Raw genomic sequence first — 18,859 nt, 5'->3', positions numbered from 1 at the left:
GATCATGATAGATCCGAAGCCGGCTGTTGCGGAAGCTCGCCCATATCGGCTATCGCCTCCTCTACCTCTTCTCGAGATAGTCCGCCTTGTTCAAGCTCGTCATCCGTCAGCTTGAGCAGCTTCTGGTACCACGCTAGAACAGCGGAACGGCTTATCGGATCCAGTTCGTTGTTCATTCCATCATAACACGCATTCTCTGCTTCCGCATATCGACCATCCCTATCATGCCAACGCCACACCCGCTCCAATAACGAAGAATGGAGGGAATACGGACGCAGCAGCTTTGCCGCATGCTCCACCTTCTCCATAACCTTCAACATACGGCGGTCGCTGTCATGAAGCATCGCTTCCAGGAGCAGTTCATAGCTTTTCATAACACGTCGAATGTAGGAGGCCTCGCTTGCTTCTCGCCCTAGCTCTATCAGCTCAACATCTCGCAGCAGATCCGCTCTTTCCAGCAGAATATAGGCAAAGGCTTGGAGCTCGTCCGCTTGTATACGTCCATGCCGATCAAACAAGCGAATCAGATCGTCCACGCTCAAGGAATCCGCAAGCGGTCCCGTTAATCGAAAGCGCCGATCAAGCAGCTCGTCCCATTCTTGAAGCAGATCCTTCTTCTCCTTCTGCTCCTTCTGCTGCAAGCCCAGCGTGCGGCCGATTAAGGTCGTCATCTCCTGAATCAGGCGAACCAAATAATCACGTTGATACATGTTATTCCTCCCCGATATATTCAGATTTCACACATTTATTTGAGATCGGCGGGCTCGATGCGGAGTTCGACGCTCATCTATAACTTTACTAGTCTTGGATGCTGCTACACCAAGATGAGATCGTTCAATGCAAATATAGTTGCAGTATAACGAATAAGAACAACTCCTACAATAGGAGTTGTCGGGGTTTAAGGCAATCTGCCCAAGATTAAGGGCGCAGGGTTTCCCCTGCACCCTGTTTGTACCTCACCAGTAGATAGTGCTAGCGTTGGCTATTCTGAACGTTTGTCATCCGTCTTTCCTTCGTCCTCTTCATCCGTTTTATCCCTGACAGTGCCTAAGGGATTAATGAAGATACCCATAGCAGCGCTCGCACCGCTAATGGTCCCTAAATCCAAGGAGTTAACGCCAGCCATAAAGGGCGTTTTGGGATCAAGACCAACGTTATGATTAGAATCGGTTTCTTTAGCCATCCATCTCACTCCCTCGTTCTTCTGATGGGGAACACCGCTTCGTGCCTGCGCAGTCCCAAAGGCTATCATTCCCTAACCGATCCGAAAGGATGCTTATTAGCCGGGAGCGGACACACGAGCCGCTATTTGCAACAAACACCACTAATTCGCCATGCTAGCGGACCGTAGAGACGTTATTTGACCTAAATAAGCAGTTTAGTGCTAGTTTTGAAGCAAATAGCGTCATCTGTGTCCGCTAGCTCTCAAAAAACACCCCGAAATCATGAAATAGCGGCTCCTGTGTCCGCTCAAGCGTGGGTCATACGGCCTTGCTGTCACCGTATGTGCTATCGGATGAAAAAACCGCTAGTTCAGTATCATCGACTAGGTAAGCGGTTTCTTATTGGTGTAGAAACAGAGAAGGGCTGTCCCAAAAGACATGAGAAAAATGACTTTTTAGGACAACCCCTTAAATCAATTCCTTACTGTGCTGCAACAAACTCGTTCATAAATCTTTCGATTGCAGCCGCCATTAGATCCGGCGTTTCCATCATCCCCATGTGGCCCGCACCCGGGATCACTTCCTGCATCACATTCTCTCCTGAAGCTGTGAATAACCGCTCCTGCGAGACGACAGCATCGCCTTCACCCGCTACGAGCAGTAGAGGCAGCTTCGTCTCGGACATAACCGCTGTGCGGTCTACGCGCTCGCGCATAGCTAATGCTGCGCCGATTGCGCCTTGCGGCGGCGTGCCATAGCCGATCTCTAGGGCCTGCTCGATCAGCTGGCTATGCTGAGACAGCAATGCAGGATGAAACAGCTTCGGCACAAGTCCGTCCACGAACGCTTCCATTCCCCCATCCTGAATGGCCTCAACCGCCTTCAAGCGATTGGCTCGTGCCTCTTCCGAATCAGGATAGCCTGTGGAGTGAACGAGGCCAAAGCCTAGAAGACGATCGCTGTATCGCTCTGCGAATGACAAGGTTATGTATCCGCCCAGCGAATGCCCTAACAGCACGAAGCGTTCTATTGACAGCTTCTCAGCTAGATCAGCGATATCATCAGCCATCTGCTCGATCGTATAAGCTCCCGTCGGGGCATCCGAATTGCCATGACCGCGCAGATCGGGCATGAGGACGCGGAACCGCTTGCTGAGTCTAGCAGCTGTAGACTTCCAATAGTCGGAGCTGCCGCAGAAGCCATGCAGTAAGATGATAGGTATGCCCTCACCGATATCCTTTACTTCTAATGCGAATTGCTCGTTAACATTTATCTTCGTCATCGTGTTCCCTCGGTTCCATATAGGTTTTGTGGCGTCTTCTTCATCTATGTTATCGATTGTCTATATATGACTGCCAGTGTCCATAAAGCAGCGAACAATAGCCTCAGCGACCTCATCAGCTTGGCGCATCACAGCGTGAAGTGAAGTGGTTTGCAGCGTCCAATACGGCTTGGGACTGTTCATGTTAACGACAGCCGCAATGCTGTAATGGCCGACCGCAGGCAGCTCTGTGCCGACAGATTGCGCAGGAATAATCGGCTGATCATGAACCAAATAATGACCGACTGTAGAAGGATGTCCTAAACAAGCATCAACTGCGATAATAATCCGGTCTTCCGGGATATCTGCGATTCGGCGCTCTAGATTGGATGCGTCACAAGGAGCTTCTAAGGTGCCAATCACTTCCGTGATCCCTCTTCTAACCAAGGCTGAGCCAACTAGAGGACCGAGCGCGTCACCCGTAGAGCGGTCTGTACCTATACATACAAACACAAGCTTGTCCAAAGGAAGATGTCCAGCCAATTCATATAAATATTTGAGCAGTTGATCGGCATTGCACTTCCGGGGCTTACCGTGACTATCTGAATCAGATCTCAACATATCGTGCATAACCGATCCTCCTCTATATCCTGTTATGATGCCTTATTGTACTGAAGTTGTGTATGCTTGCCAAGTCTACGGATTGTTCAACCTCTTTGCTCATGGTACAATACGTTCAGTCACGCTGAAGATTCGGAAGAAAGGATGGATTATGATGGCACAAGAGAAGACACAAGCCCAAGTGGAGATCATGATCGAGGAAATAAAGGGCCGCTTAAAGATGGCTACTGCGCAAGCGATGCAGGCTTCTGCATTCTCAGTAGAGCAGTATGATGATATTAAGGACATCTATGACATCGTTATAGAAAAGACGAATTTCAGCATCAGTGAGATGGAGGCGCTCGTTTCCGAACTAGGCAAATTACGCCGCGGCTAAGTCCGTATCATGAACACCCTGCTAAATAGAATGCCCTATCTGCACCTGACGCATCAGGTATGGATAGGGCATTTTAGGTATTAGGACTATGATGGCATTATGATGATTACCGTGCAGCTAAGCTGGCTCGAAGTGTCTGAATGCGCGCTGCTTCAATTGGATTAAGCGCTTTGCCGTCTATTCTGACAGCAGAACCAAAATGAACGCGTTCTACACCTGTTTCACGCAGGAATGGCACAACATTATCCGCGTTGAGTCCACTGCCTGCCAGAATATGAACACCCTGCGGCTTGGCTGTTTCGACCATGCGGCGTATCGTACTCGCCGCTTGAACGGCATGGTCTGCTCCACCAGAAGTCAATATATCGGTGATGCCTTTATAAGAGAGGATCGTTTCTAGAGCCTTCATAATATCGGCAGATTCGTCAATCGCGCGATGGAAGGTCATTTCCATCGTCCCCGCTGCATCCAATACGCGGCGCAGCGCTTCTTCATCGATCTGCCCCTCAGCAGTCAGCGCTCCGAATACGATCGCTTTAGCTCCTGCTGAACGCGCCAGCTCGACATCTCTTACGATCGTCATCATATCATCTCGATCGTACACAAAGGAGCGCGCATGCGGGCGGACCATCACGCGAAAGGGAATTGTAGCTTCTGCAGCAGTCTGCTCGATCAGCCCCAAGCTAGGAGTCAAGCCGCCTTCAGCGAACGCTGTTATAAGCTCGATACGATCCGCGCCGCCTGCTTGCGCGGCTCTAACATCGCTGAGCGTGGTCGCAATAACTTCTAGCATCACGGGCACTGTCGCACTCTTCTTGTCTATATGATCCATCGTTCATCACCTTTTCTCATAGTTGAAATACAGTCCGAGATTCACCCACAATGTGACCCTGATCATTCAGTATCTCTGAAGGGAACATCGTTTCAAGACGTTGAATCGTCTCCGCTCGTTTATATCCAAGCTGTTTCAATATCGAAAGTATCACATAAGCGCATTCTTCATCAGCGCCATCCGCAATCTTAACGGCGAATCCTAACCGTTCCTCGCGCAAAGCGAATCCGAATATCCCTTTGAACCCGCCCTTGGCAACGATGTTCGGATCCTCCATCATAACCGAGTCCAGTCGTCCAGTCCCTCCTACGTGCAGCGGATAGGAGGTCATAGCTCTGCCTATGCGTTCTACTGCAGCTCGGGTAGAAGCATCTGCTATTAAATCAGGACATGCAAGCTTCAGATAAGCCTTAGCTATCGCTGGCATCGGCAATGCATATACTGGAAATCCACAGCCATCTGTCCCGCTGCCCATATGCTCCGGCTTAACTTCTGACATCTCGATAATAGCAGATGTCATCTCTTGCTGGGCAGGATGCTCCGGCTCCAAGTAAGACTCAAGGTCATAGCCTGCAAGCTTGCACCAGGCTAGAATGCCGAAGTGCTTGCCTGAGCAATTATGGAATCGTCTTGCTGGTTGTCCACCGCTTCTGATCCACTGTTCTTTGGAAGGCTCGTGCAGCGGATAAGAAGCCGCGCATTGCAGCGCTGACTCGGACAATCCGCTCTGGAGCATAATATGTTTCATTGTGTCCATGTGCACATGTTCTCCTCGATGGGAGGACAACATAAGGGCGAGATCTTGCTCGGATAAGTTGTATCGCTCCAAGACACCGTGCTTCACGGCAGGAATAATCTGCAGCGGCTTGCCTGCTGATCGCAGGAAGCGGGGAGCCTCCATATCACCGATGGCGTGCTTCAGTGCTCCATGTTCGTCTACAGCGCAGAGTGCGCCATCATGCTCACACTCTAAGATTCCGTTTCTTATCTCTATAATTAAGCGTTCGTTCATATTAAAGACTCCTTGATTATATGGCATATCTATTATCAATTATAACGAAACCAACCTCTTTTTCCTAACGTAAACTTGTACAGCTAATTTTATCTTAAAGGGGCTATCAAATTATGTCTGATGATATACGTCAACAATCACCCATCACAAAGAATGAGGTGGTTAATGTTACACTTCACATCGCTTGGGGTGTCGTTCTTGTCCCGGTGCTTCTTCTCTTGTTTGCCTATGTTTCCAAGGGAGTGTTTGCAGATAAGTTTACCGCGCTGGACTATCAAGTCACAGAGTCGCTGAGACAAGTCGCTTCACCTCCGTTAACTACTATCGTCTCTTGGATCACTCATTTGGCCAACAGCTATATCATTATTCCCTTGTCCCTTGTCATAGCGGCTTGGTTGGCGTATGGAAAGCAGTTGAAAGCACATGCCGTGATGCTGTTAGTCTCACTAGGCGGCTCCTATCTACTCAATGAAGGCCTAAAATCCATATTTCATCGTGTTCGTCCTGAATGGGAGCATTGGGTACATGCCACCGGCTACAGCTTTCCGAGCGGCCACGCGATGGTGTCCACGGCCTTCTACGGCATGCTCGCTTATCTTCTCTTCCGAATCATGAGAGCGTATGATCGCCCTACCTGGTACATTCTGCCCTCAGCCGTTATCATGATCGCCGCAATCGGAATGAGCCGTGTTTATCTAGGTGTGCATTACTTTACAGATGTATTGGCAGGCTTTATAGCCGGTGGCGTATGGCTGCTTGCTTGTATGTATACGCTTAGCTGGCTTTGCAGCAGATCCAGCCAGAAGAATAGTGTTCGGTAATAGATAGATTAGACAACCTAATGCTAAGAAGGTGCGATTGCTTCCCAGTCATCTCGAGGGAGGCGAACGCCCTTTTTTGATTATGTGATTATGTTCACTAATTTTCCATTGTATTTCATGCTCGAGATGTTTAAAATTGAATTATAACAAAGTAAGATTCTTCACAAAATAAGCGTTCATGTATAAGGAGGAATATTTTATGTTCATCCAATTTATGCGAACCAACAAATGGGCTGCAGGACTGTTGTTAATCGTTCGCCTCTACCTCGGGTATGCTTGGCTGACCGCAGGTATTGGCAAAGTGTTTGGAACCTTTGATGCAAGTGGATTTCTGAAAGGAGCGATTGGGAAAGCTACAGGTGAACACCCCGCTGTTACAGCCTGGTGGGCTTGGTTCCTAGAACATGTCGCACTGCCGAATGCCGATCTATTCACCTTCCTGGTATCTTGGGGCGAAGTGTTAGTAGGTGTGGGCTTGATCCTTGGAGGATTAACGAAGACGGCCGCTTTCTTTGGAGTTGTTATGAACATGGCCTTCCTCTTGAGCGGAACAGTCAGCACGAACCCAATCCTGCTCATCCTTGGCATTCTCATTCTAATCGCAGGCAATAATGCAGCCCGCTTTGGTCTTGATCACTATGTATTCAGCAAATGGTTCAACAAACGCACAGCCAACAACAGCACCCCTCATCATAAACCTACCGTGTAACGACTTCTAATCATCTATATTGCGAATTACAATTCACATTCCACAAATTGCTAGTCATTTCTATTAACGCCTTTACCCCGCCGAATAATGCGTGGTAGAGGTTGTTTTTTGTCTATTTATAAGTAACGGTGTCGGTTATTTCATTCAAAGGGTCATTTCTATGATTGTTTAGTCCATCCAACATCTGTTAACATAAGCGATAGAGAAATGTTCGGCGACATACTTTGCACATACTAAACAAATAGTCATTCTGGAGTGAAATAGTCATGGAAAGCTGGAAAAAGAACCTAGTCATACTGTGGTTCGGATCTTTTATCGTATCATCAAGCTTCTCAATGGTAATCCCGTTTCTACCGCTGTTTCTCATTGATCTAGGCGTTACTGAGCATCTTGAATTATGGTCGGGCCTCCTATTCAGCGCCGCCTTTCTGGCGGGGGCCATTTCATCTCCATTCTGGGGAGCAGTTGGCGACAAGTACGGCCGCAAGCCGATGATCATTCGCGCTGGACTCGTCCTATTCATCTTGTACATCTTGATGGCATTCGTCACGAATCAATATCAATTGCTTGCGATTCGACTTCTTCAAGGCTTGCTCTCGGGATTTATACCAGGCTCAATTGCAATCGTCGGTACGAATACTCCTGAGAAAAAAGTCGGTTACGCGCTGTCCATGATGTCCACCGCAACCGCGACCGGCAGCATTATGGGGCCATTGATCGGCGGTTTGCTATCCCATCTATTCAGCAATCGATTGGCGTTCGCCATTGCAGGCATATTATGCTTCATCGCGACGATACTGGTCATCTTCTGGGTCAAAGAGGAGAAATTCGTACCGAGCAAGGACAAAATTTCGGTTGTGAATACGATCAAGGTTGCACGCGGTAACAAGGCGCTCATGTTCGTACTAATATTGACGCTGTTGACCCAATTCTCAGTCATGACGATCGAGCCTGTACTCCCGCTGTATGTCATAGAGATCGGCGGATCGAGCGAGAATGCATCGCTGCTCTCCGGCTTCGTCTTCTCCCTCGTCGGTATCGCAAGCATCCTGTTCGCAGCCCGCTGGGGCAAGCTAGCCGACAGGATCGGCTTCCACAAGGTGCTGCTGATCGGATTGCTGGCAGGCGGACTGGGATCGCTCGCTCAGATTCTGTTCGAGAATATATACAGCTTCTCCATCATCCGCTTCGTGTACGGCGCCTTCTTCTGCGCAGTCTTCCCTGCGTTGAACGGGATGGTCGTTCGCTCGACAGCACCGGAATTCCGCGGTCGGGCATTCAGCTTGAACCAGACGGCAAGCCAGATTGGCGGTATGCTGGGACCGCTCGCAGGCGGCATGCTCAGCGGCATGTTCAACGTACATGCCGTATTCTTGGTAACAGGCCTGCTGTTGCTCGGCACGATGTGCTTCGGATACTGGATTCAGCGCAAGCCGAGCTCTCACTCAACGTCAGCAGGCGCGTAGTCAACGCAAACGCATAACATAGCAGAACCGCTGGAGGAATTGCTCCAGCGGTTCTGCTATGTATATAGGCTACAATCGGATATCCGCAATAATCGGAAAATGATCCGAAGGCATCTTACCCGAGTTATGATCGGCAATTATTCCGTAGCTATCAACTTTAATAGGATCGCTTACAAAGATGAAGTCAATCGGTGTTTCAAACTCGATTGGCTTGCTTTCAATTGCAGCTTGTATCATCGGATATGTACGTGCCGCAACAGCCACAGAATCAAAATCCTGGAATGTAAACGTTGGTCCAAAATGCTTGTACTCCGCTGCTAGGCTCGCATCACGAAAAGAGACATTAGGCTGTTCAGCAGTTTGCGACGCGGATTCTTGCTGGCACAAGATCCGATACGTATTCGAATTCGACGTTACATTAAAGTCTCCAGTCAACACGACAGGATATCCAGCAGCAAGAGTGTTCACACGATTCAGGATGAGGTACGCACTCTGCTCTACCGCCACAACGCCAACATGATCAAAGTGGGTGTTGAAGTGATAGAAGATCTGGTCGTTAAGCACATCATGGAAGCGTGCCCAAGACACGACGCGGGTGCAGGCTGCATCCCATCCCATAGATCCCGGAGTATCCGGCTGCTCAGACAGCCAGAACGTTCCCTCTTCGAGTAGCTTTAACCGCTTCTTGCGATAGAAGATGCAAGAAAATTCCCCTTCCTTATCACCATCTTCACGCCCAACACCGATCCAGCCGTATTCCGGAAGCGCCTGTTCCAGATCGGTAAGCTGCTGATAGAGTACCTCTTGAAGTCCTACCATATCAGGGCGATGAAACTTGATCAAGCCTGCTACCATCTCTTTGCGATGATTCCAAACGTTCGGACCCTCTAGATCATAAGCGTTCTTGATATTAAAGGACATGCAGCGTAATTCATGCGGGTACGAACTCACTTCTTGCTTCAACTGTGATCACTCCATTTCATATTACCTCTACATATAATACAGAACTTACCTATTTCATTCTTCTATCATAATCCCCTCACGAGGAAGATAACAGCTTATATGCAAATTAAATTTATGACATTCCAGTCGATAAATGTATCAAGTAAAGAAGACCGTCCCCGCTAATGCGAGAACAGTCTCCTTTTCCATCCATCATACTATGAACGAGCTTCATCCCACCATTTATAATAAATCGTGACATTCCCTGCCGGGCTCGTAATCTGTGGATCGATCACTAGCATCTTGCCGCTCACAAGAAGCGATGTTTCCTTCTTATTCTTCTCTACCTCATCGACCTTCTTCATAAAAGCATCGTCAGCCTTGAATCCGTATAAGTTCAGCACGTCAACCAGCATCTTGCGCTGGGTACTGTCCGTTATATCCGATACCGACACCCCGCTGAAGGATTGAATCTGCTGTTCGAATTCTACCGCGACCGCATCTTCAGCTTGCCCCTGCTGCTTCGTCTTCGACATCACAATCTTGCTGCTGCCATCGTCGTAGATTCGATATCCTTCATATTTGGAAAATACCTTCTGTCTAATCACCAAATACATCTCATCCCGGTATAGATCCCAATCTGTCGGCAGTCTTGGCAATCTGGCTTCCGAAGTCGGCTCCAATGGACGGTCATATAGATTAGACATGCCATGATCCGTCAAGTTCTTAATCAGCTGCAGCACTTCGGCGCGTGTAATCGTCTCATGCCCCATGTACCCTTTGATCGTATTTTCTCCAGGAATGCGACCTAACGCATACTTTTTCCCCAAGACGTATTGAATCGCCCGATCGCCTTCAAAGTTCACACCGTCCGCACTGGACACGATCTCCGCCACATGCTCGCGCGTTATATATTTATTTCTAAGCTGCAGATCAGCGTAACCATCGACCGGATAGTTCTTAAAGTAGAGGAAGTTATAATACTTATCTGACCAGCGATCTGTCAGGTACGAATCCTCCAAGTCCTTACCTGTAATTCCAACAACCAGCATGCGAATAAACTCGGCTTCCGTCACATTTTGATTTGGCTTAAATGTGCCATTTTCATAACCCTTAACAATTCCCTTGGATACGCCCCATTCAATAGTCGTCTTCGCCCAGTGATTGTCAATGTCGCGAAACATCTGCTCCGCGGAAGCGCTTCCCACACCAATCGTCAGCGAAATCGCTAGAAGCAGCGGTACACATAGTGCTCTTAGCTTAAACATCAATTTACCCCCAGTATATTTTACCTATCAAACACATTCTATAGGCGCTCATTTCAGGTGGTCAAGCATTTGCGGCGCTATAAGTCGAAAGATGGGATATTACGACTAGATGGCGTTCATTCCTTATAGACCTAAGGACTAGAACCTGCTGACCATACTCTCATCCGTTTAGCGCATAGACAACTTCCTACCTTACAGAAATGAAATATGAATGTCATGTTCATCGATTTCTCATCAAGCACTCACCTAGTATATTGATGCTATTAATAATGTAAGAGGGAGGCGATCCTTGTGTCATTGATGGACATTAATGTGGAGTGGTTTCGCGCGATCAATAACTTAGGGATTGAACATACATTTCTGAATCCTGTGTTTGTGTTCTTTGCTGAAGATTTGGTATATATCTTGGCTGCTGCTATGGTGATCTATTGGTTTACGAGAATATGTTCGAATCGGATGATGGTTATTCAGGCTGGATTGGCGTTTCTGCTTGCTGAAGCGCTTGGGAAGGCCGTTGGGCTGTTATATTCGAATCCGCAGCCATTTGCGGCGCTGCCTGATGTCAATAAACTGATCGAGAAGACGGTGGGCAATTCGTTTCCGAGCGACCATACGATCTTGTTTGTGTCAGTTTGCGTTTCCTTCTGGCTGGTTCGTAGAAAAAAGAACGTTCTAAGCTGCCTATGGCTTTTGGTTGCAGGCTGTGGCGCAATCTCGCGCATCGGCGTAGGTGTGCATTACCCCGCAGATGTCATTGTGGGTGCTCTGTTGGCAATTGCGTCGGCGGTTCTAGTCTATTGGATCGTGCCTCAGTTGCGGTTCATCCAGTCATTGCTCGCCATGTACGAGAGAGGTGAACAACGAATTCTCCCTGCAAAAGGTAGATATTAAACCCGAGTTCTGTAAAAAGCGATCATACTCTAGAAAATAGCATCCTTCTGGGTGCTATTTTTGTTTCATTGGAGCGGTGAGCTTCATATGATTAGTGCCTATTTGCAAGGGAATCTACGGGGCAGCGGACCGTAGAGCCGTTATTTCTCCGAAAGAGGGGGATTTCACGAGTTTCGCGGACACAGGAGACGCTATTTGCCTTGAAATGAGCAATTTGGGGCGAAATGTTGAGGAATAGCGGAACTACGGTCCGTTTGATCCACGAAATGTTGGGTTTGAGGCTAAATAACGGCCTGTGTGTCCGCGGGCGCCGCCAGCAGCGCTAGCATTGGCTAATTGTCGACCAAAGAACAAGCTTAGCGGCGAAGTGCTTGGCGAGGTGCTTGCTAAAGTGCAGAGCGGGTTCGTGATACGATCGATCTAGAAGCAGGATGCATGAGAGTTGAGAGGCAGCAACGCTCTGAACATGCAATCGTTTAGCAATTGGCATGGCTGCCCTGCCCCTATGCCCATAGAGATGAAACGGACACAGAAGCTATTATTTCTCCGAAACAGGGGGGTTTCACGAGTTTTGCGGACACAGGAGACGCTATTTGCCTTGAAAAGAGCAATTTGAGGCGAAATGATGAGGAATAGTGGAACTACGGTCCGTTAGATACACAAAATGTTGGGTTTGAGGCTAAATAACGGCTTGTGTGTCCGCGGACGCCGCCAACTGGCCGCGCTAAGGCTAAGTTGCGCAAAAAAGACGCACAGATGAGTTTCATCTTGTGCGTCTTTTTTGAATTCGGGAATAGGTCCTCTTTAATCCACTATCGCAGAGTAACCCCTTCAATCTCCAGTCCGTCTACCGCGAAGGCTCGCCGCACCAGCTCGGGCGCCACAAACTCGTCGTACTTCCCTATGTACGGCGCCTCCTCCGGCGCAAGCAGCGTGATCGGATCCTCGCAGTTCGCTAGCTCGTGCTGGATCTCGCGCAGCAGTGTGTCGGCGTCGGCGCGGCCGGAGACGACCATGTAGTAAGGCTCCATCGGCACGATGGAGCGAAGTGCGAGCCGCTCGGCGAGACGGTGCTTCAGCACGCGTTCCAGCGTGCGGAACGGCTTCGAGCCAACCCATGGCAGCACGAAGTGCGAGTCCCCGCCTGCTGGGATGACGCTCTGCGTCAGCAGGCCGCTCTCGCGCGCGAGCCGGCGGGCGCGCTCCAGGCGGTTGACCGCACGCGGCGCGAGATATGGGTAGATCGTGCTGTCCGCCAGCACGTCGCGCATCTTGCGCATGACGAGCGTGTGCATGTCGCCGCCTCCACCGAGCCAGAGCGTGTCCACCTTGCCGCGCGTCGCCTTGACGTAGACGGCTTTATGCTTGGTGTCGATCTCGACCACCTTCCACAGCTTGCCGGCCAGCGAGAAGCAATAGCCGGGCGGCGGGACAGTCGTGATCGAGCCGATCTCCTCCGAGCCGTTATATACGACATGCTCCTCATCGTCCTTGAAGACGGCTAGGAAACGGAAATTGTTCACGATCTTCTCACCCGTCAGGCCGATGATGAGCGAGCCCTCTTCTGTCAGCTGCAGATGATCGGTCTGCAGCAGATAATTCAAGAACATTCGATACTCTTCCGTTTCAATCGTCTGAAACGGAGGCAAAGTCAGTACCTCGCGCGCAAGCTCCGCGGGTGTCGCTTCGCCCATCCCTTTCAAGATGCTCATCGTCTGATGATATAACAGACCGATGGGCTTCTTGCGCAGCTGGATCGGCTCAACCCACTTGTCGCGCACGTACAGCTCCGTGACCGCGATCGCCCGCAGCAGCGTCCACGGCATGCGCGCGGGCAGCTGCGCCTCTTCGTCCTCCTCTTCCGGGACGACGAAGAGCATCTCCGACACCGCCTCGCCCCGCCGTCCCGAACGGCCGAGGCGCTGTACAAAGCTGGAGCAGCTGTACGGCGCGCCCAGCTGCACCACACGCTCGAGCTCGCCTAAGTCGATGCCGAGCTCGAGCGTCAGAGTCGCCGCCGCGACAGCGGGGCCATGCCCCGATCGCAGCGCGGCTTCCGCTTCCTCGCGCAGCATCGCGGATATGCTGCCGTGGTGCACATAGAACACGTCCGGCTCCTGCCGACGAGCCGCGACTCGCCGCATCTCCAGCGTCGTCACCTCCGCATCGGTGCGGCTGTTCGTGAACACCAGCGCCTTCTTCAAGCGCGTGTGGTCATAAATATAGTCATAATAAGCCTTGCGCGCATTCGCCAGCTGCTCGGCTTCTTCCTCGTTCTTCGCATCCGGGAACGAAAAATGCTCCACACTCAACCGCAGCTTGCGCCCGCCTTGCGGCGCGACCACCTCCACCGCGCTGGAGGTGCCGGCTCCAAGCCATGCGCAGGCTGTATCATAATCGCTGAGCGTCGCTGATAATCCGACTCGTCGCGGATGACACCCCGCCATCCGTTCAATCCGCGCCAGCAAGCTCAGCACCTGCGTCCCGCGATCCGCGCCCATAAAGGCGTGGACTTCATCCACCACGACATAGCGCAGATCGGAGAACATCGCTGGAATCGCATTCGGCTTATTCATCAGCAAGCCTTCCAGCGATTCCGGCGTGATCTGCAGCACGCCGGACGGATTGCGCACCAGCTTCGTCTTCTCCGCCTGTGCCACATCCCCATGCCAATGCCACACCGGGATATGTGCCTCGCGCAGCAGATCATTCAAACGTTCAAATTGATCGTTAATCAACGCCTTCAACGGCCCAATATACAAGATACCTACTGATTTAGCCGGATTCTCGTATAACTCGGTCAACGCTGGAAAAAACGCCGCTTCAGTCTTGCCCGATGCCGTTCCCGATGCGATCAGCAAATGATTCTGCGTCTCAAACAATACTCGGCATGCGCCTAATTGGGCGTCACGCAGCGTATCCCAACGCTTCTTATAAATATACTCCTGGATGAACGGTGCCAGCCGATGAAACGGGTTACCCCCGCTGCTCCCCACTCCGCTCATAACTCAAACTCCGCCAGGAAGTCGCCAACCTCGTCAGGGTCTTTTTCCGCAGGCTTCACACTGCGCTCCCCGACCAATTCAGCGAAGGATCGATCTGGATACTGATGCAGCGTATGCAGCAGATCCATAAAGTCACGGATGATCTCCCGTGTCGTTAACAGCTCATCCGCTCCAAGTCTGCCGACTGCCTGCTCCATAAACGTGATCAGCTGCTCATCTGTCAGCTTCGCCTCATATCCATAATGCAACGCATGCACATGACGCAAACGCTGCAGCAAGATCAGGATTTCCTCATGCGACAGCATGTCCAGCTTGATGATCGGTCCCGTATAGTTACGCAGACCTTCACCCGTATAGCGTCCAGCGACTAACCGCGACCGCAGCGCCTCATACGAGTACAAGCCGCGGCGTTCATCTTCCACAAACTGTGGAGTTCCCCCCAAGAATATGCCCAAATACTCCGCCTTGCCCTGCATCGTGTCGTTGAACATCGTCAGCAGCTTCTCATAGTTGCTGTGCCGGGATATGCTGTTCGTGATCTTGTACAGATTGACCCCTTCATCAATAAAGAGCAGCAGTCCTTTATATCCGATCTTCGCCGTAAATTCAGCCCATAGCTTCATGTAGTCGTACCAGTTGTCATCATCGATGATAACACCGACGCCCAGCGCCTTCTTGGCCTCTGTCTTCGTCGCATATTCACCCCGCAGCCAGCGCAGCGCATTTTGCTTCATTTCATCATCCATTGTCCGATAACCATTCCAATACGCAGCCAGCACCTTCGCAAAGTCAAACCCATGCACCATGCTCTGCATCTCGCCCGTCACAGCCACAATCCGCTGCTCAACTTCCACGTTCAAGGCAGGATCGTTTGGACCAATCCCAAGCTCCGACATAGCCCCTTGTTGAATAACCATGATCCACTTTTGTAAAATGGTTTCCAAAGATCCCCCATCCGGCCTAGTCCGTGTGGACAGATTCGTCATCAGCTCACGATAAGTCGCTAAGCCCTGTCCCTTGGTCCCGACCAACCTCCGTTCCGGAGATAGATCGCCGTCCGCTACCGCGAAACCGCGGTCCATCGCATAGTTGCGAATCATCTGCAAGAGAAAGCTCTTGCCGCTTCCATACCGCCCTGTGATCAGCTTGAACGCCGCTCCGCCTTCAGCGATGTTGTCCAAGTCTTTTAATATCGCCTCTATCTCCGGCTTGCGCCCCACCGCGATATGCTCTAGTCCGATTCGCGGCACAACGCCCGCGGTTAACGAATTCACAAGCGCTGTCGTCATGCGCTTCGGAATCTTCACTTCATTCATGCCACATTCACCCCATCCAATGTTTAATCATCGGTATATATTCATCCGCTATCGCTTCGCCATCAATCAACAGATCACCGATTGTATCCATAGCGGCATTATTGATTTCTTCAACGATCAGCTCCGGCATCGAGCCGTATTCAGCCGCCAATTGCATCAATTGCTGTGAGCCCGCTCCTTCATACAGCGCAGCCAGCACACGGCGATGCATAGGCTCAAGCATTTCTGCCAACTCAGCCCATTCCGCGTCCATTTGCTCTGAACTCCAAGCTTGCTCGCCTGTACACGTCTCCTCTTGGCGCTCTTGACCTTGATCTCGACTTGGTTCACAATCTTCCACCAGCCCCTCATCTATCTCAAGCTCTCGCACCAATCCTAGGTCTTCGCTTCGATCCTGTCCTTGCGGTTGCTCCGCCTTTTGTCCTCCCACAGTTACATGCTCTAGCTCATTACTTGGACTACACTCTTGCGCTTGCTCTCGCGTTTGATCTTGCCCAAACATTTCCTCTTCCACCGTCAACAGCTCGCGCACACGATCCGAATCGCTCTTTAACTTCGCTAACTTCTCTGCGTCTATGCTCACACTAGGTACGGCCTGTGCAGCAGCATCATCCCCATGTCCCAGCTCCCGCTCTAAATACCGCACGACCAATGTGTTGATCCCATCCTCCACCTTAATTCCCCGCAGTTGACCTTTGAATCCGCGCAGGCGCCGCAGTGTATTCTCCGTTAACCGAACAAGCTGCGTTATCATCGCGCGCAGTGGGGCGTAATGACTCAATGCAATCACACCGATCGTGACGCTGCGTCCAAACTGTGAAGCATCATACAGCGCACCGCGAAACAAATATCTTTCTCGCTGCTCTACCTCACCCGGATGGAACATTTCGACTAAGCGCATATCGTATTTTTTCACAATATACCGATCTACCAGAGCAATGACCTTCGGGATATACTTCTCAAGATCCGCTCTCCCGCCTTGGGCGTAGAACTTGCTTCCCATCACGTTGTAATCCGCCAGCAGGTCTACAGTATCAATCGAGAGGTCCACTGGATCAGTCTTAAAGCGATGCATGAGCTCCAGCTCAAAAAGATCGCCCGATATCGCATGCGGCACCCGTTCCGCAATGTCTGCGAAAGCAGCTTCCAGCTGGTGAACAAGCACAAAGTCCGCCACCCAGTTGCCCAGGTAGCGATCCAATCGTGGAAACTCACTGCGGTAAGCCCCCCATACCTCCATCAGCATGTAGTATCCATCCTGCGGGTCCTTCCATCCGATGCCATTGATCAATTCATACACATACAGGAAGATGTACGACAAGTCCGTCCGCAGATACCTCTCATAACGCACTTCGTTCCGCCAGTAAAAATACCACCCGCGCTGCGCCTCCGACATACTCTCGTATGTAGGCCAATAGGCCGTAAAAGGCACAAAATTCGCATCACGATCCACATGATGCTCCCATTTGCGCGCCTGCTTCACAAATGACTGCTCACCAATACTAATGTTGAGAGACTCGATAAACTGCTTGGCATCTCTCCCTACAGATACAGGCGCTGGCCGCGACGGATCCCTCGGCGGGATGACCATCCCTTTGTCCTCGCTGCCGTTCATTTCAATTTCTGCATAATGAAAATGTTCCTTGTCGTTGCCCATCATCCTGTGCTTGTTCACCTCACATTCAGAAGCCTGCTGCTGACTTCCTGCTATTCGTACCGCATCATGATCCATTTCGATATCTTTATCCAAACATAAGTTCGCTCAAAAAACAAGTTTATTTACCGGGTATATTGGATTGCGTTGTTCATCCTCATGATGGGGATATGCCGCTTGTGTTGATTCATCTATTGAAGCAATGAGCACCTATCGTCACAAACATCGCACACATCAAAAAGAACAGCCATTCTGCGGGATATTGGATCCCCGTTGCTGTTCTTCTCATATTGATTATTTCTCACGATGAACACTTTTCTTCCTATTATCTATCCTCAATATCTTGTTCGGATATAGATCACATCGTATGTCCCTCTCAGTGAGTGTCTCACCATTATCCCTTCCGCTCAGTGCGGCAGCTGCTGAGTTCATGGGATAATAGCCAAATGGCGGACATGACAGGCGTGCGTATCCCATGCGCGATAACGGGGTTTTTACCCGTTACAGTGTGCGTAACCCATGCATGGACCACCTGTAACGGGGTAAAAACCGCTTACGAGCCTACCGTGACTAGCGTGTTTAACACTGTGAACACGCTAACAGGGTTTTTACCCGTTAGAGCGTGCATAACCTTCGCTCGGACCACCTTTAACGGGGTAAAAACCTTTTTCGCTTTCCTCGCGATGAGCGAACCTAGCTCATCCTACGCACGCATCACTCGACGTTGCCCCACACTTCCTGCAGCGCACAGCGGAACAAGTGATCAAGCTTATCCTGATCTTGCACTCCCGCAGCACTCGTCAATGTTCCGGCTGTCTGCTCGAAATAGGCGATCCGTTCCTCCAAGTATTCGTTGATAGGATTCAACCTCGGCTCTATATCGAGCTCCTCGCCGGCCATTTTACGAGCAAGCAGAAGTCCTATGACCTCATTCAACATGCTGTCAGCGGGAATAAGCGCATCAACGAGTCGATCGAACTCCATGGGCGGCATGCTGTTATACTTCTCGATCCAGCCGCAAGCCAGTATCGGCCGCAGCACATAAAAATACTTTTTAATCCGGACCTGCTCCCCCTGCAAATAGTCGCGGTAGTTGCCTCTGGCCATGTTGAGATAATGATACATACAGGACTTCGGCGAGAAGGTTAGCGGAGATATCCGTCGGATCTGCTCCGTGACCGAGTACCGCTCGAGGTACTGGATGGGCGATTGCAGCCATTCCATAAGCGGCGGGTTTGATTTGCGGAATAGCTGAAGCGCTTTTCTCAGATCCCAGCCGCTCAAGTCGAGCATGTTGTTGATCGGACGTTCGATGACGTCCCGTTTATCGAATATCGACAGATACCACTCCACAGGACGAACATATATAAATCGAACATCATAGTCACTGTTGCGAGAAGGGAATCCCCATGCCCGGCTTCCGGATTCGCAGGCATATAGGATTCGAACCTGTTCCTCCTGCTCTATTCGTTCCAACTCACTCTTAATCATGTGCGTATAAACCGGCATAAATATCACTCCT

Annotated in this window: 17 protein-coding genes; 5 read left to right on the top strand and 12 right to left on the bottom strand. The window is 50.5% G+C overall.

Annotated elements, in window-relative coordinates; genetic code table 11:
- Positions 1 to 2: 2 nt before the first annotated feature.
- The 4 genes from AC3WTP_RS12250 to yyaC form a co-directional block, all read right to left on the bottom strand.
- The gene (locus AC3WTP_RS12250; RefSeq protein ID WP_492394888.1) at positions 3 to 710 is read right to left on the bottom strand and encodes a DUF6483 family protein; all 708 of its coding nucleotides are present in this window, start codon (positions 708 to 710) and stop codon (positions 3 to 5) included.
- 272 nt (positions 711 to 982) lie between these two features.
- Positions 983 to 1,183 carry a hypothetical protein gene (locus tag AC3WTP_RS12245; protein ID WP_492394887.1) on the bottom strand — a complete coding sequence of 67 codons (201 nt, stop codon included), beginning with the start codon at positions 1,181 to 1,183 and terminating at the stop codon, positions 983 to 985.
- Positions 1,184 to 1,644: 461 nt separating this feature from the next.
- Entirely contained in the window at positions 1,645 to 2,445 is an 801-nt protein-coding gene (locus tag AC3WTP_RS12240) for an alpha/beta fold hydrolase (RefSeq protein WP_492394886.1), read from the bottom strand.
- 60 nt (positions 2,446 to 2,505) lie between these two features.
- Complete coding sequence (gene yyaC, locus AC3WTP_RS12235) at positions 2,506 to 3,054, bottom strand: spore protease YyaC (RefSeq protein WP_492394885.1); 549 nt, start codon at positions 3,052 to 3,054, stop codon at positions 2,506 to 2,508.
- 142 nt (positions 3,055 to 3,196) lie between these two features.
- Here yyaC and AC3WTP_RS12230 point away from each other — a divergent pair, with 142 nt between their 5' ends.
- Entirely contained in the window at positions 3,197 to 3,421 is a 225-nt protein-coding gene (locus AC3WTP_RS12230; RefSeq protein WP_492394884.1) for a DUF1128 domain-containing protein, read from the top strand.
- Positions 3,422 to 3,527: 106 nt separating this feature from the next.
- Here AC3WTP_RS12230 and AC3WTP_RS12225 read toward each other — a convergent pair whose 3' ends face one another.
- Complete coding sequence (locus tag AC3WTP_RS12225; RefSeq protein WP_492394883.1) at positions 3,528 to 4,253, bottom strand: copper homeostasis protein CutC; 726 nt, start codon at positions 4,251 to 4,253, stop codon at positions 3,528 to 3,530.
- Between the two features lie 16 nt (positions 4,254 to 4,269).
- Complete coding sequence (locus tag AC3WTP_RS12220; RefSeq protein WP_492394882.1) at positions 4,270 to 5,265, bottom strand: asparaginase; 996 nt, start codon at positions 5,263 to 5,265, stop codon at positions 4,270 to 4,272.
- Positions 5,266 to 5,378: 113 nt separating this feature from the next.
- On the opposite strand from AC3WTP_RS12220, the gene AC3WTP_RS12215 reads away from it, so the two are divergent.
- From AC3WTP_RS12215 to AC3WTP_RS12205, 3 genes are all read left to right on the top strand, one after another.
- Positions 5,379 to 6,086: a phosphatase PAP2 family protein gene (locus AC3WTP_RS12215; RefSeq protein WP_492394881.1), complete on the top strand. Its 708-nt coding sequence runs from the start codon at positions 5,379 to 5,381 to the stop codon at positions 6,084 to 6,086.
- A 199-nt stretch (positions 6,087 to 6,285) separates the two neighbouring features.
- Positions 6,286 to 6,795, top strand: coding sequence for a DoxX family protein (locus AC3WTP_RS12210; RefSeq protein ID WP_492394880.1), 510 nt, complete (start codon positions 6,286 to 6,288; stop codon positions 6,793 to 6,795).
- A 266-nt stretch (positions 6,796 to 7,061) separates the two neighbouring features.
- Positions 7,062 to 8,261 carry an MFS transporter gene (locus AC3WTP_RS12205; RefSeq protein ID WP_492394879.1) on the top strand — a complete coding sequence of 400 codons (1,200 nt, stop codon included), beginning with the start codon at positions 7,062 to 7,064 and terminating at the stop codon, positions 8,259 to 8,261.
- 69 nt (positions 8,262 to 8,330) lie between these two features.
- On the opposite strand, the gene AC3WTP_RS12200 is transcribed toward AC3WTP_RS12205, so the two are convergent.
- Both AC3WTP_RS12200 and AC3WTP_RS12195 read right to left on the bottom strand, forming a co-directional pair.
- Positions 8,331 to 9,224 (bottom strand): endonuclease/exonuclease/phosphatase family protein, encoded by an 894-nt coding sequence (locus tag AC3WTP_RS12200; protein WP_492394878.1) that lies wholly within the window; start codon positions 9,222 to 9,224, stop codon positions 8,331 to 8,333.
- Positions 9,225 to 9,421: 197 nt separating this feature from the next.
- On the bottom strand, positions 9,422 to 10,471 hold the full coding sequence (locus AC3WTP_RS12195) for an S-layer homology domain-containing protein (RefSeq protein ID WP_492394877.1): 1,050 nt from the start codon (positions 10,469 to 10,471) through the stop codon (positions 9,422 to 9,424).
- A gap of 291 nt (positions 10,472 to 10,762) precedes the next feature.
- Here AC3WTP_RS12195 and AC3WTP_RS12190 point away from each other — a divergent pair, with 291 nt between their 5' ends.
- The gene (locus tag AC3WTP_RS12190) at positions 10,763 to 11,362 is read left to right on the top strand and encodes an undecaprenyl-diphosphatase (protein WP_492394876.1); all 600 of its coding nucleotides are present in this window, start codon (positions 10,763 to 10,765) and stop codon (positions 11,360 to 11,362) included.
- Between the two features lie 812 nt (positions 11,363 to 12,174).
- Here AC3WTP_RS12190 and AC3WTP_RS12185 read toward each other — a convergent pair.
- From AC3WTP_RS12185 to AC3WTP_RS12170, 4 genes are all read right to left on the bottom strand, one after another.
- Positions 12,175 to 14,367 (bottom strand): DEAD/DEAH box helicase, encoded by a 2,193-nt coding sequence (locus AC3WTP_RS12185; RefSeq protein ID WP_492394875.1) that lies wholly within the window; start codon positions 14,365 to 14,367, stop codon positions 12,175 to 12,177.
- Positions 14,364 to 15,683: an ATP-binding protein gene (locus tag AC3WTP_RS12180; RefSeq protein WP_492394874.1), complete on the bottom strand. Its 1,320-nt coding sequence runs from the start codon at positions 15,681 to 15,683 to the stop codon at positions 14,364 to 14,366. The genes AC3WTP_RS12185 and AC3WTP_RS12180 overlap by 4 nt, the downstream gene beginning before the upstream one ends.
- 7 nt (positions 15,684 to 15,690) lie before the next feature.
- Positions 15,691 to 17,433, bottom strand: coding sequence for a TerB N-terminal domain-containing protein (locus tag AC3WTP_RS12175; RefSeq protein ID WP_492394873.1), 1,743 nt, complete (start codon positions 17,431 to 17,433; stop codon positions 15,691 to 15,693).
- Positions 17,434 to 18,051: 618 nt separating this feature from the next.
- The gene (locus AC3WTP_RS12170) at positions 18,052 to 18,846 is read right to left on the bottom strand and encodes a nucleotidyltransferase domain-containing protein (RefSeq protein ID WP_492394872.1); all 795 of its coding nucleotides are present in this window, start codon (positions 18,844 to 18,846) and stop codon (positions 18,052 to 18,054) included.
- Positions 18,847 to 18,859: the final 13 nt, after the last annotated feature.

The organism is Paenibacillus sp. EB106-04-04-XG159 (genome assembly GCF_058791835.1).
The sequence above is the reverse complement of the archived record's forward strand: the minus strand, read 5'-3'. Positions and strand labels throughout refer to the sequence as shown.

Excerpts from the sequence above, each read along its gene's own strand:
- AC3WTP_RS12250 (WP_492394888.1), bottom strand. The coding sequence starts at position 710 with ATGTATCAACGTGATTATTTGGTTCGCCTGATTCAGGAGATGACGACC.
- AC3WTP_RS12245 (WP_492394887.1), bottom strand. The coding sequence starts at position 1,183 with ATGGCTAAAGAAACCGATTCTAATCATAACGTTGGTCTTGATCCCAAA.
- AC3WTP_RS12240 (WP_492394886.1), bottom strand. The coding sequence starts at position 2,445 with ATGACGAAGATAAATGTTAACGAGCAATTCGCATTAGAAGTAAAGGAT.
- yyaC (WP_492394885.1), bottom strand. The coding sequence starts at position 3,054 with ATGCACGATATGTTGAGATCTGATTCAGATAGTCACGGTAAGCCCCGG.
- AC3WTP_RS12230 (WP_492394884.1), top strand. The coding sequence starts at position 3,197 with ATGATGGCACAAGAGAAGACACAAGCCCAAGTGGAGATCATGATCGAG.
- AC3WTP_RS12225 (WP_492394883.1), bottom strand. The coding sequence starts at position 4,253 with ATGGATCATATAGACAAGAAGAGTGCGACAGTGCCCGTGATGCTAGAA.
- AC3WTP_RS12220 (WP_492394882.1), bottom strand. The coding sequence starts at position 5,265 with ATGAACGAACGCTTAATTATAGAGATAAGAAACGGAATCTTAGAGTGT.
- AC3WTP_RS12215 (WP_492394881.1), top strand. The coding sequence starts at position 5,379 with ATGTCTGATGATATACGTCAACAATCACCCATCACAAAGAATGAGGTG.
- AC3WTP_RS12210 (WP_492394880.1), top strand. The coding sequence starts at position 6,286 with ATGTTCATCCAATTTATGCGAACCAACAAATGGGCTGCAGGACTGTTG.
- AC3WTP_RS12205 (WP_492394879.1), top strand. The coding sequence starts at position 7,062 with ATGGAAAGCTGGAAAAAGAACCTAGTCATACTGTGGTTCGGATCTTTT.
- AC3WTP_RS12195 (WP_492394877.1), bottom strand. The coding sequence starts at position 10,471 with ATGTTTAAGCTAAGAGCACTATGTGTACCGCTGCTTCTAGCGATTTCG.
- AC3WTP_RS12185 (WP_492394875.1), bottom strand. The coding sequence starts at position 14,367 with ATGAGCGGAGTGGGGAGCAGCGGGGGTAACCCGTTTCATCGGCTGGCA.
- AC3WTP_RS12180 (WP_492394874.1), bottom strand. The coding sequence starts at position 15,683 with ATGAATGAAGTGAAGATTCCGAAGCGCATGACGACAGCGCTTGTGAAT.
- AC3WTP_RS12170 (WP_492394872.1), bottom strand. The coding sequence starts at position 18,846 with ATGCCGGTTTATACGCACATGATTAAGAGTGAGTTGGAACGAATAGAG.